The organism is Bacillus sp. UNC438CL73TsuS30 (assembly GCF_000482325.1).
GTDB lineage: Bacteria > Bacillota > Bacilli > Bacillales > Cytobacillaceae > Neobacillus.
On sequence record NZ_KI535302.1, the window covers coordinates 18,629 to 31,470 of the forward strand.

Annotated in this window: 11 protein-coding genes; 2 read left to right on the forward strand and 9 right to left on the reverse strand. The window is 38.4% G+C overall.

Annotation, left to right across the window (positions count from 1 at the left end; translation table 11 throughout):
• Both M028_RS33790 and M028_RS33230 read left to right on the forward strand, forming a co-directional pair.
• The coding region (locus tag M028_RS33790; protein WP_231510922.1) for a hypothetical protein at positions 1-183 on the forward strand (183 nt) is incomplete at its 5' end.
• A gap of 227 nt (positions 184-410) precedes the next feature.
• Entirely contained in the window at positions 411-581 is a 171-nt protein-coding gene (locus tag M028_RS33230; protein WP_155925886.1) for a hypothetical protein, read from the forward strand.
• Positions 582-622: 41 nt separating this feature from the next.
• Here the strand turns inward: M028_RS33230 and M028_RS0128980 are convergent, their stop codons facing one another.
• The 9 genes from M028_RS0128980 to M028_RS0129020 form a co-directional block, all read right to left on the reverse strand.
• Positions 623-1,765, reverse strand: a complete 1,143-nt coding sequence (locus M028_RS0128980) for a mannitol-1-phosphate 5-dehydrogenase (RefSeq protein ID WP_026576948.1) — start codon at positions 1,763-1,765, stop codon at positions 623-625.
• A 5-nt stretch (positions 1,766-1,770) separates the two neighbouring features.
• A complete protein-coding gene (locus M028_RS0128985; RefSeq protein WP_026576949.1) occupies positions 1,771-3,861 on the reverse strand; it encodes a BglG family transcription antiterminator in 2,091 nt (696 codons plus the stop codon).
• A 74-nt stretch (positions 3,862-3,935) separates the two neighbouring features.
• Positions 3,936-5,846: a PTS mannitol transporter subunit IICBA gene (locus M028_RS0128990; protein WP_026576950.1), complete on the reverse strand. Its 1,911-nt coding sequence runs from the start codon at positions 5,844-5,846 to the stop codon at positions 3,936-3,938.
• A gap of 224 nt (positions 5,847-6,070) precedes the next feature.
• On the reverse strand, positions 6,071-7,042 hold the full coding sequence (locus M028_RS0128995; protein ID WP_026576951.1) for a glutaminase: 972 nt from the start codon (positions 7,040-7,042) through the stop codon (positions 6,071-6,073).
• Positions 7,043-7,146: 104 nt separating this feature from the next.
• Entirely contained in the window at positions 7,147-8,574 is a 1,428-nt protein-coding gene (locus tag M028_RS0129000; protein ID WP_026576952.1) for a M20 family metallopeptidase, read from the reverse strand.
• 46 nt (positions 8,575-8,620) lie between these two features.
• Positions 8,621-9,862, reverse strand: a complete 1,242-nt coding sequence (locus M028_RS0129005; protein WP_026576953.1) for an MFS transporter — start codon at positions 9,860-9,862, stop codon at positions 8,621-8,623.
• A gap of 350 nt (positions 9,863-10,212) precedes the next feature.
• On the reverse strand, positions 10,213-11,514 hold the full coding sequence (locus M028_RS0129010; RefSeq protein ID WP_026576954.1) for a hypothetical protein: 1,302 nt from the start codon (positions 11,512-11,514) through the stop codon (positions 10,213-10,215).
• Positions 11,515-11,767: 253 nt separating this feature from the next.
• Positions 11,768-12,544, reverse strand: a complete 777-nt coding sequence (locus M028_RS0129015) for a sulfite exporter TauE/SafE family protein (protein WP_026576955.1) — start codon at positions 12,542-12,544, stop codon at positions 11,768-11,770.
• 48 nt (positions 12,545-12,592) lie between these two features.
• Entirely contained in the window at positions 12,593-12,820 is a 228-nt protein-coding gene (locus M028_RS0129020) for a sulfurtransferase TusA family protein (protein ID WP_026576956.1), read from the reverse strand.
• Between the last annotated feature and the right edge of the window lie 22 nt (positions 12,821-12,842).

The following is a 12,842-nucleotide window of genomic DNA, read 5'->3' on the forward strand; positions in this document are numbered from 1 at the left end:
TCTTTTTTCACTTGCCTGGGCATCTATCGCCTCTTTCGATTACCGATCGTACTCTTTTTCCACTTGCTCGGGCATCTATCGCCTCTTTCGATTGCCGCTCGTACTCTTTTTCCACTTGCCCTGGCATCTATTGCCTTGTTCGATTACCGTTTGAGCTTTCCCCCCTGCCAGGCAACTACATAATTATTACCGATTTGGATACTTCACCATCAATAAACTCAAATTTCTATAATTCTATATAAAAAACACCATTCAGATAGAAAAAACAGTGTTTCCGAAAAAGATCCCCTAATTTTCACTATTTGTAATATATTAGACATAATAAACCCCTCTTTTTGTGATTTATATCACATAGAAACTAGTAAAAATCACTTAAAATGATGGCAAGTTAAATCAAAGGGGGAGTTAAAATGTTTGCTGCTTGGTTAATTACAATAAGTGTATTTTTAATTTGCATTTATGCAACAAATATCATTATGAACGGATTAAAAGAAAAAGACCAATATGATTTAGCTATTTTATATTCTCAACTAGAAAATCTAACGATCGATCATAAAAAAATGGCAAAAAAAATATCATAACAGTAAAAACAGCTTCAAATTTGAAGCTGCTTTTTTATACTTTATTTTTTTAAATCATGATAATGTCTAATCACTTCTTGAGTAAGCTCGCCATTTTCATCCAAGCCGCTTACTTCCTTAAGGACAACAGCCAACCCACTTTCATTAATCATCGCTTGCAGTTTTACTGCTTCCTCATCTTCCTGGTAATCAAAAAGTAATGCGGAAGCAATAGCTTTAGCAAGATTCGTGTATGAAAGGCCCGCTTTTGCCGCTTCCGTAGCAGGTCGTACAAGGCGGTCATTCGGCCCTAGTTTACGCAATGGAGAGCGGCCCACCCTTGTCACTGCATCATTCAAATAGGTATTTTTAAAACGATTAATAATCTTATTAATATATTGCTGGTGCTCGTCTGAATTTAAGCCATATTGATTAATTAAATAAGCCCCAGTTTCGCCAAGAGTGGCTTGAACTTGCTTGATAATGGATTCATCTGCTAATGCTTCATCAATGGTTGCTTTCTTTTCCAAATAACCAAGATAAGCAATGACCGCATGTCCTGTATTCACGGTAAAAAGCTTTCTCTCAATAAAAGGAGCAAGATCTGAGACGATCTTCATCCCTTCAACCGGAGGGATACTTTCATTTGTTTCCACTACCCATTCATAGTACGGCTCAACAAGAACATCAAGTGAGCCTTGATTATTTTGGATCGGAACAATTCGATCAACGGCGGAATTAAAGAAAGAAACTTTATCTGCTAACTTTGTTTTTGTCTCCTCATCTAAGTGTTCAAAAATATAACCCTTTAATAAATCTGTAGCAGATATTTGATTTTCACATGCAATAACATATAATTTTTCATTGTTCGCTTTCACTCTTTGAGTTAAGCCCTTGGCAATCAACGGAGCAATCCGCGGCAGAATATTAGGGCCAATGGCGGTTGTAAGGTATGCAGCCTTGCCAATCGCTTCCACTACTTCGTCTTCCTGTGTCATATTGTTAAGCCCGGAAACGTTCGTAATTGTCATACTCTCCTGTTGGTCTTGAGCCAATTTAACTTGATACTGCTTTTCTTCATTTAATTGGTTAATAATTTGCTCTGCAATATCAACAAAGGTAACATGATAGCCGGACTGTGAAAACAGAGCACCAATAAATCCTCTGCCAATATTCCCTGCTCCAAAATGGACTGCTAGTTTCATTTTTATCATTCCTTTATAATATTTATTTGAAGATAATCCAAAAAGATTGTCTCTAATCTAGTCCGAATCATCTCTTCATTCGATGATGAAAAAATTAAGATTGCTTCATTATTCTCAATTAAGCTTGTGCTAATCAAGCTTACTATTTCCTGCTCCCTTACACTTAATTCCTCAGGAGCCAGCATGAGCAGTAAATTCTTCATGTACATATCATTTCCATCCATACCCTTAACGGGTATAGACTGCTTTAAATGGGTGATTTGAAAAATAAGCTCTTTGACGTTTTCATTTCTGCAATGAAAAAGCGCCATCCCCGTATCGGGTATTCCAAGTCCGCCTTTTCCTTCTCGCTCCTTTAATGAACTCATAACATCATCTGAATTTGTTAAAAGTCCTTTATTCTCCGCCAACTTGACCATCTCTTTTAATATTTGCTCATGACCGCTGAGAATAGGAAGCCGGTAAACACAAAAATTGTTTAAAACCGACTGAATGCTTTGATGGACATCCTGAAGTTCCTGTAAAATCCCTGAAATCGTGACACCCGTTTTGTTGGAAGAAGGGGCTGATTTTTGCAATGCCTTTAAATAACTCTTTTTTTCCGTGATATTCTTAATGTTATTTTTTAAAAAGTTCTTGATTGTCTCGATATTCTCTTCACTTAAGAGTGGAGAGACAATTATATATTCCAATTTTGTAAACGGAAGCTTTACTGTAGATATGATCAAATCATAACTACTGAAGTTTTCCTGATGCTGCATTTCTTTAATCGATTTAATTTCAATCGAATCAATTCCGGCAATTTCCTTCTTAATTCGACTCGCTAACATTTTAGATGTCCCAATACCTGTTGGACAAACAACCAAGGCTTTAATTGTAATATCCTCTTCCTTCAACACCAAGGCAGAACCAAAATGAAGAACAATAAAGGCAATTTCATCCTCAGGAAAGGCTTCAATTTCTTTAAAGTAGGTTTCCACACTATTTTTTACAGCCATAAACAGAACAGGATACTTCCGTTTGATTTCCTCTTTTAACGGGTTAAACGACCCCATTTTCTGTTGAAGCCGAAATAGCGAAGGCTCCATATGGGCAAGCAATCCTTGATACAAGGAAAAATCCTTCGTTAAATCAACATGAAGTTGAGAAGAAACATGTTGAATCAGATTTTTAATTTTTTTGCTAAGAACCACACTATCATAGGGAACGATGTCAGCAGCCTGGAGTTTAGAGCCTTTTAGGATTCCCGCCAAAAATAAAATATCGTTTTTCTTAAATTGAAAGGAGAATAATGATTCAAGATCCCGGAGAATTTCGGAAATCAAGTTATATTCTTTTGTTAGTTCGTTAGCGAACTCCCCCTCTTCTTCCAAGAAAAAGAAAGCATCTGCTCTTTGCAGCGTGATACAAATATGAACAATTAAACCAATATAATCACTATCAGCAAGCCTTTGCTGCAATTTGCTAAACACAGTATTCACTACGCTATCAATCGCAAGTAAGTAATCGGGATGAAAATAATATAAAATAAGATCCTGACGTGATTCTGCATTCTCTAACAAAAATAAACCCTCTATTAGTTCCTCATTAAAATGAAGCAGCATAAAACTTGCCAAAGCTTTTCGCTTGTTAGCTTCAGAGCCTATAAGTTCAACTCCTACGCCTCTTTTTCGGGATAGCTGGATATTAAAATTGCTGAGCCAGCCTGTCAGTTCATCCAGGTATGCTGTTAATGTCACAGCACTAACGCCGAGATCAATGGACAAAGCCTGAATTTTATAGGATTCTTCCTGAATTAATGCGATGAGCAAAAGCAACTTTTTTTCCTGAGGAGTTTGATCGATTGGGTCGATTCCCATTAAATATTGAATTAATCGAAAAACTTGTTCGTTCTTCCCCTCAACCACCAAGCCTTTATCCGTATTTCGGACTAACTGAAGGTCAAAGGAATCAAGGACTTTCTCAATCGACTTTAAATTACGCTGGATGGTTCGAACACTGACATTTAAATATGTAGCAAGGGTTAATGCTGTATGCTTCCCAGATGTTTTGATAATCAATTCAATAATTTCTTTTTCCCTTGTAGTTATATACATGCTACCAACTCATTTCTGGTGATGTAACACGAATAGAAAAGCAAATTTTTCTGCTTTTCTATTCGTAAACTACTCTATTGATTTTTATCATTTAAAATATCCATGATTTCCTTGGCCGACTTGGCTTCTACTAATTTTTCAATATTAGCCATGTCAGAGCAAGTAACTGCAATACCTGATAAGATTTCAAGATGGGTACCATCTTTTCCGGCAATTCCGAAAATCAACCGTACTTTTTGTCCATCGAAATCAACCCCGTTTGGAACCTGTAAAACAGTAAATCCAGAATTCAGGACATCCTTTTTTGCTTCTTCCGTGCCATGTGGAATCGCAACATCATTCCCCATATAAGTGGATGTCATTTCATCGCGGGCAATCATAGCATCGACATAGCTTTCCTTTACGTAACCAGCCTTGACTAAAGCCCTTCCAGCGAATCGAATCGCTTCTTCCTTGGTCGCGAATTCCTGATTTAGGAATATATTTTCTTCACGAAGCAATGAATCTTCGGCAGCATTGCCGCCTTCAGGCACATTGGCTTCTGCATCTTCTACGATTTCCTGAAGTTCAGCCGTTTCAGGATTTTTCAATCTGTTCATTAATTTATCGTATTCCGGGCTGGATAAGAAATTATCAACCGAAATATGGTAGGCATTCGGTACTTGCTTTTGAGCTCTAGGTGTCAATTCTTCCTGTGTGATAACCAATTGTGCATCAGATGGCAAGTTACTAATCGCTGTATTGGTTACAGAAATATTCAACCCTGCTTCTTTTACCTTTTTACGAAGAAGAGAAGCTCCCATTGCACTGGAACCCATTCCCGCATCACAGGCAAAAATAATTTTGCTGACGTTTTCCGGAAAGGTACCAGGATTTGATGCAAAAACATTGGCGACAGAACTTTTCTTTCCTTTCATTTCTTGCATTTTTCTCGCTGCTTCTTCAATGTCTTCATCTGTTTCCTTCCCAGTTTTTACGATAAACGATGAAATGACAAAGGAGACAATACCAGCTACGAGCACACCCGCGAAGTTGGCAATATATGCACTTGCATGATGGGGAGTAACAGCCGTGATAGCGATAATACTTCCCGGTGATGCAGGAGCGAATAATCCTCCGCCTAAAAGTACCTCTGTGAATACGCCGCTCATCCCACCAAGAATTACGGCAATAAACAACATTGGGCGCATTAAAACATAAGGAAAGTAAATTTCATGAATACCGCCAAAGAATTGAATAATCGCCGCACCTGGGGCTGATCTTCTGGCCGTACCTTTTCCAAAAATAATATAGGCTAACAGGACACCAATACCAGGTCCTGGGTTGGCTTCAAGAAGGAATAAAATTGATTTTCCTGCTGTTTTAGCTTGTTCAACACCAATTGGTGAAAGGACGCCGTGGTTAATGGCATTATTTAAGAACAATATCTTTGCTGGTTCGATAATGATACTTGTAAGCGGTAATAATCCTGTGCTTACGAGCCAATCGACCCCTTTTACTAGCCAGCCTGTAAATACGTCAACGGCAGGACCGATTGCCAAAAAGGCTAGAATAGCCAACAATCCTCCAAGTATCCCAGCGGAGAAGTTATTCACAAGCATTTCAAAACCAGCTTTGACTTTTCCTTCGATCCACTGGTCAAATTTCTTGATTACATAACCGCCAAGCGGTCCCATGATCATGGCGCCGAGGAACATCGGAATGTCCGCCCCAACAATGACACCCATTGTGGCAATCGCACCAACGACCGCACCACGTTGATCATGAACTAACTTACCACCTGTGTATCCGATTAATAACGGAAGGAGGTACGTAATCATCGGGCCAACCATTTTGGCAAGGCTTTCATTTGGAGTAAACCCAGTAGGAATGAATAGTGCTGTAATTAAACCCCAAGCAATGAAAGCTGAGATATTCGGCATGACCATCGAGCTAAGGAAGTTACCAAACTTCTGTACTGCTACTTTTATATTAGATTGAGCCATATGCTCTCTTCCCTTCATTAGTTTTGTACCTTATCTTAATGGTAAAGGACAGGATATTTTCATTCAATAAACATGAAAGCTATCTTTGTCGCGTACGGGATGACAAACATAGTTTTTCTCTAAATAGGATCAATATACCATTTAGGAAAGTACAAAAAGGCACAATTCAAGAAACGAATTGTGCCTTTTTTGTGTAATTATGAAATACTAGAATATAAATGCTATCAGAAAATATTTAAATCCCATTCTCTTGCTATATGTTTTAACAACATGCTCCCTGCTACGCTATTACCATATTCGTCTATAGAGGGCCCATAAAGTCCAATGCCGCATCCATATGGGAATGGAGAATCCTGAGAACTAACTCGTGCTGGAACGGCTGCCATGATTCCTCCAGAAACTCCGCTTTTAGCTGGTAAACCGATATGCGCTGCGAATTTACCAGAAGCGTTATACATTCCACAAGTGACCATCAATGCTTTCGTTAATCTGGCAACTTCTTTAGAGAAGATCTGTTCCCTTCGAATGGGATGAAATCCGTCATAGGCAAGAACTAATCCGATTATGGCTATGTCTTTTGTATTTACTTCAATTGAACACTGTTTTAAATACACCTCTAATGCTTCTTCAACAGTAGATTCCAGAAATCCAGTTTCTTTCAAGTAATATGCTAAGGCTCGATTTCGATGGGCCGTTTGCCATTCCGACTGAAACACTTCCTCATTTATCGACGGGCGTTCTCCTACCATTTTTTCGAATAATGTTAAGAACGATTCTACCTTTTCTAGTGGCGACCTTCCCCCAAGTAAAGAAGCTACGGTAAGGGCACCCGCATTGATCATAGGATTGAAAGGTCTTCCAGGCTTATGCACTTCTAAACGAATAATCGAATTAAAAGCGTCGCCAGTGGGTTCTACATCTACTCGATCTAGGACATATGGAGTACCAAAATCTAAACAGGCGGCTATAAAGCTAATTACTTTTGAAATACTTTGTAAGGTAAAAGAGGCTTCACACTCTCCAGACTTTAAGACCGTTCCATCTGGACCTACCATAACAACACCTAATTGTGATGGATTTGCCTTTTCTAATGCAGGAATATAGGAAGCACATCGACCTTTTGTGGCATGGGAGCGATAGTGTTCCACCCATTGATCTAAATTGAAAATCTCCCTGTGTTTTTCGAATAGGATCATCTCTTTTGCTACAGCCATGTTCCATCTTTCCTTTCTGCAGAAGCAAAAGTAAATGATGAGAATTCAATCAATTCCCACCATTAACCAATTTTTTGAACTTACTTTTATACGTGAACTTCTTTTCGAGGGAACACCACATCTTCAGGAATTAGAGAAATATATGGTTCCCCTTCCAAGCGTGCCTTCCATTCTAATTTCGCCTTTTCAAGGATATCTTGATTTTGTAAAGCTTCAATTGCAGTGCAAGCGATAACTTTTCCCGCTTGAAGCATGCCTTTATGGGCGATAGGTGTCGCACCTTGCGACACTACCTGCCAGGTATGAAGAGGGGTTCCAAGTGCAAAACAGGTTGTCATACATTGCATCGTTGGAACAACCCAACTTACATCACCAACATCAGTGGACCCTGATAATGCTCCCTCATTTCCTAAAGGTGGAATTACGTCTACAATATCTTTATTTTTCAATTTCTTAACCGTTTCTCTATCCAATCCGCTAAGATCCGCATCAAGATCTTCTTGTGAAAGAGTGGTCCGAATTTTTTTAGCGAACTGATGGTCAAATTCATCATAAGATGGAGCACCGACAGCAGTTAAATTTTTGTACATAATCTCTGCTAATGTTGTATTCGGTATTAGATTTGAAGCAGTACCTTCAAACTCAACTTCCATAGTTGTTCCAGTCATCAAGGCTGCACCTTTAGCAATATTATAGACACGTTCATATAATTCTTTTACTTGCTGCTTTTTCGGTGCGCGGATTAAATAGACAGCTTCTGCATGAGGTTGTACAACATTCGGTGAAGTCCCGCCTGCATCCGTGATTGCATAATGCACTCTCGCTTCAGGAATCATATGCTCTCTTAAATAATTGACACCAATATTCATCAATTCCACCGCATCTAGTGCACTGCGGCCTAAGTGAGGGGCAGCAGCGGCATGCGCACTCTTGCCATTAAATTTGAAAGTCGCAGAGTAGTTTGCGAGAGTGTTAACGTTCCAAATAGTAGGGATTGTTGATGGATGCCACGAAAGTGCCAGGTCCACATCATTAAATAATCCGGCCCGAGCCATAAATGCCTTTCCAGACCCCGCTTCTTCAGCTGGACAACCATAAAAACGCACCGTCCCTTGCAAACCTGTTTGCTTCATGTAATCTTTAATGGCAACTGCAGCAGCAAATGCCCCTGATCCCAGCAAGTTGTGGCCGCACCCATGCCCATTTCCGCCTGCAACAACCGGATCATGGTCAGCAAGGCCCTTTTTCTGGCTTAAGCCTGTTAAAGCATCGAATTCTCCTAGAATAGCTACGATTGGTTTACCATTTCCATAGCTTCCAATAAACCCTGTTTGCAGTCCGGCAACCCCTCTATCAACTTGAAACCCTTCATCTTCCAATGCTTTACATAAATATTCCGATGATTGATGTTCTTCGAAGTAGATTTCCGGGCAGGCCCAAATTTTATCACTTAGCTCAATAATCTTGTCTCTCTTTTGCTCAATTAGATCAGAAATAAGTTTTTGTATATTCATTCAAAAGACCTCCCTCAAAGTTTTCTTGCATTGATAACTTTTTTTCTTATGCATCTAATGCAAGGGCTTCTTGCTCATTTTTTTTAAGAAGGTCCACTTTTTTATCACTTAAGTTTAAGAGTGCTAAAATACAGATAATTGCGAATCCAATTAACATCCAAAAAGCAGCATTAAATGAACCATTAAATGCATCAACGATAAATCCAATCGCCATTGGTGTGACAAAACCAGCCAATTGACCACCTGTATTTACAATTCCCATAGCCGTTCCAGTGACTGAAGATGGCAACTGTTTAAGAACGATTGCCGGTAATAAAGTAATTACAAAAGCAATAAATAGATTAACAATCGCTTGATACGTAATAAATGATGTTACACTCGAAGCTGTAAACATTAAATACAACAATATTCCTATACACGCGCATGAAAAGCTTCCTGCCAATCTTTCTCGTCCTTTAGGCAGTTTATCGATTATATAACCACCTAAATAAATCCCTACTAACATGGTCAAACCTGGAATGGTCTGAACCCAGCCAAGTGACATTAAATCAAGACCGCGATTTTTAACTAAATAGGTTGGGATCCATGCTGCAAGTCCCCAGTTAACTGCATAAATACAGAAATAAGCAATAATCAAATTCCAAATCATAGGTATTTTAAACAACGTACGGAACATTCCTTTTTGACTCAAAACAGCAGTATGATTTATTTTATCTTCTGTATTGTCTGGAAGTTTAATAAAGTGCCAGTAAAGAGCTGCAATAATAGCTCCTACGGCCCCTGTTATGATAAACGTGGTGCGCCAGCCAATTGTCGTAAGCAGTGCGGCAGAGGCAATTGGGATAATAAGTGTGATAATACCGCCTGATGACAGCATAATTGACATCGCTCGTCCACGTTCCGCTTTGGGAAACGTAAGTGATATGATTTTAGAACTGGCAGGCTGAAAGCCGCCTTCTCCGATACCAAATAGAAAACGGATAATCACCATAGAGGCTAGGGACCAAGCAGCACCTGTCAATCCTGTAAAGATTGACCATGAAATAACGGCGGCAAGGAGCACCTTTCTAGGTCCAAATCGGTCTGCTAGCCATCCTCCAGGCATTTGCATAATCGCATATCCGGCAAAAAAACTGCTCAGTAAGATTCCGGTAGTAGATGCACTCAAATGTAAATCTTTCGTAATGGACAACACGGCATAATTCATAATATAACGATCAATATTCCCTAAAGACCAACCCAGAAAAAGTAAGGCTAGAATCCAATTTCTTGTGCGTTTTGATATCATATATCCAACTCCTCCTATTGAAAAAAATTATTAATTGTTTAGCTGTTGAAAAAGAAAAGAATTTTTAAAACGACCTTAATAACGCTTTCATTTCAATAAAAGACCATTCATTAACTCCATATAGTGTGTGTATACACGATTAACATTTCCATTCTTTAATGAATAAAAGTAATAATGGAACGTGTTAAACTCTATAATTTCCTCCTTTATCAACAGAAGAGAAGTTCATTCTTTTCCATTTGCGAATATATAACGAAATTTTCGTTATATTAATTTTACGAAATATTTCGACCCCCTTCAATAGTTTTTTTATTCCAAAACAAAAAAATAAGCATCCTTAATTGGAATGCTTATTTTAACCGGTAAATTTTAATTGGCCTTCCTCGATTGTGATGCAACTCTTCACCAATACACTCGGCTAAGCCTATGTCACATAATTCAGCTACAATTCGCTGAGCATTGCGTTCACCCATTTGAAGATTTGCCGCTAATTCCTTCGTTGTAAAATCACTCCAGCCCATTTTTTTGATCAAAGCGTCTATTTTCTTAAAAGCTTTTACACTGATGTTTCCCTTTTTTAATTTCTCCAAAAAATCTTTATCATCCGTTCGATAGGCATAAGTCAGTTCTTCCTCTTGTCCCGCTGATTCAATAATCGTCCCATCATCTTGAACAATCACAATCCCCTGCTCAGTGTTTTTCTTCGACTGTTGAAGTGCACGGTGTGCATTTATTTCTGCCAATAATACTGTTTTTCCGAAACCAATTCCTACGGAAACCGTTGTATTCGCTTCAAGGGCCAAGTATTGGACTTTTTCCTTTAATGTCTGTATCTCCCTTTCAATTGCCCCCCGAGAACTGAAAATGGTATAACGCCCATTTCCTTCCTCGAAAAGAGAGCCATCTATTTGCTCACAAAGCTGGATAAGTGTCTCCTTCATCCTAAGCTCTAAATACTGGATTTGATAAGTTTTCTCCATTTTCTCTTTAATTGAGTCAAAATCTTTTACCTCGATTTTTTCAACCCCAATTTGTGTATCTTTATAGTAAGAAGTCTTTATCTTCTCGAAAAAAATCCTTATGGTTTGAAAAATTTCAATACGTGTAGGTGACATCAAATTCGCGGGAACACCAGCTTTATTTAAGGCTTCATTAACAGTCGGGTAACATGTCAAAGCACCATCAGTCTTTTTTTGTTCCCATAAATCATAATGGAATTTAAACAATTCTTGGGAATCAATCTCCACATCAAACGTTTTCACGTAAATATCTTTCACCGTCTTCTTTAACTGTTGCACGCTTTCCCCTTCCGCTACATTTGTGGCGGGAATCATGTCGATGCTTATTCGGTTCAATAATCTCCCCTCAGAATAAACCAGTTCCATGAAACTTTTATATGTACTTGATTCCGTGGAGAATATATAAACCGATTTTTCATCCGTAGATACTGTCTTTGCAGCCACCCTATAAGGGATATATCCTGAAAAAAGCCAGAAATCAACTTGATCATCGTGTTCTAATACAATTTTCTCTACTTCCTTTGCCTCTGTATAGGAGTATGGTATAAATTCCATTTCTTGTTCAATTTCATTAGCCACTTTGAGAATTCGCTTGACTGACGAACTTGGGCCAACTACGCCGATTCTATACATTCTCTCTTCCTACTTTCTAGTCACTTCATCTTAGACTATTTTAACTTCGTCTTCTAAGTAAATCCATTCCTATGTCCGTTGATCTAACTTTATCAAAAAAACACACGCTCGATTACTTTGATTGTAATCTATAACGTGTGTTTTCCAATCAATTAAATTGTAAATTCGACCCTTCATTTTTGAAAGCAACAATATCCTCCGAAACTCTACTAATGTATTTTCAACTTTAAACTTCTCTATTCAATGCCCAATTTTACAAAATCGTCATCCACGTTTTTATTGCAGTAGCCAAAATCATAACCCCCATAATCACTTGCAAAACTTTTGTATTAACTCTTTTCCCAACATTGGCTCCTATCGGTGAAGCAATTAAACTAGCAACAACCATGATGAGCGAGGGTAAGATATTCACCTGCCCTGTTATAATTTTCCCAGAGACTGCTCCAATCGATGAAATCATTGTAATGGCTAAGGAAGAAGCAATAGTCATCCTTGTTGGGATCTTTAAAACGACTAGCATGATTGGTACTAACAAGAATGCTCCTCCCGCGCCTACAATCCCAGCACCAATCCCAACGATGAAGGCAAATAGTGCCGCAAGCCATTTATTAAATTTGACTTCTACTAATGGAATATTATCAATTCCTTTTTTGGGCACAAACATCATAAAAACGGCAATTAATGCTAAAATTCCATAAACGATATTAATTCCACTTTCCGGCATATGAGTGGAACTAAATCCCCCAATAAAACTTCCAAGTAAAATGCTGATTCCCATATAGGCGATAAGTGTTTTATTTAAAAATCCACCCTTACGGTAAACCAATACACCGCCGATTGTTGCAAAGAAAACTTGGATAGCTGTAATTCCTGAAACCTGGTGTGCTGTAAAATGACCGACACCTAGCATGGCTGGAATATATAACAACATAGGGAAGTTTATTATGGCTCCACCTATTCCTAGCATCCCTGAAATAAATGACCCTACAAGTCCAATTAGGAAGATCGTAATTATAAAGCTAATATCCATTTTGTCCTCCTTTAAGAAAAGGGAACCTTAAATGGTTCCCTTTATTTTTTACCCCTTTTTAATCCAAAATTTTAATACATCATTTTCTTCCTCATGTTTTAATAGTTCATGACCGCCTGATTTTGCCCAAGCTGATAAATCATTTTTTGCGCCTTTATCAGTTGTATGAACTTCTAATATTTGACCTGTTTCAAGGTCTCCAATGGCTTTTTTTGTTTTTACAATCGGCATTGGACATGCTAATCCTTTTGCATCTAATACTCTTGTTACTTCCATCTTTGCTTTTCCCCCTATTTTT

Bases quoted from the DNA above. Each gene is read 5' to 3' on its own strand.
- M028_RS33230 (WP_155925886.1), top strand. From the start codon at position 411: ATGTTTGCTGCTTGGTTAATTACAATAAGTGTATTTTTAATTTGCATT.
- M028_RS0128980 (WP_026576948.1), bottom strand. From the start codon at position 1,765: ATGAAACTAGCAGTCCATTTTGGAGCAGGGAATATTGGCAGAGGATTT.
- M028_RS0128985 (WP_026576949.1), bottom strand. From the start codon at position 3,861: ATGTATATAACTACAAGGGAAAAAGAAATTATTGAATTGATTATCAAA.
- M028_RS0128990 (WP_026576950.1), bottom strand. From the start codon at position 5,846: ATGGCTCAATCTAATATAAAAGTAGCAGTACAGAAGTTTGGTAACTTC.
- M028_RS0128995 (WP_026576951.1), bottom strand. From the start codon at position 7,042: ATGATCCTATTCGAAAAACACAGGGAGATTTTCAATTTAGATCAATGG.
- M028_RS0129000 (WP_026576952.1), bottom strand. From the start codon at position 8,574: ATGAATATACAAAAACTTATTTCTGATCTAATTGAGCAAAAGAGAGAC.
- M028_RS0129005 (WP_026576953.1), bottom strand. From the start codon at position 9,862: ATGATATCAAAACGCACAAGAAATTGGATTCTAGCCTTACTTTTTCTG.
- M028_RS0129010 (WP_026576954.1), bottom strand. From the start codon at position 11,514: ATGTATAGAATCGGCGTAGTTGGCCCAAGTTCGTCAGTCAAGCGAATT.
- M028_RS0129015 (WP_026576955.1), bottom strand. From the start codon at position 12,544: ATGGATATTAGCTTTATAATTACGATCTTCCTAATTGGACTTGTAGGG.
- M028_RS0129020 (WP_026576956.1), bottom strand. From the start codon at position 12,820: ATGGAAGTAACAAGAGTATTAGATGCAAAAGGATTAGCATGTCCAATG.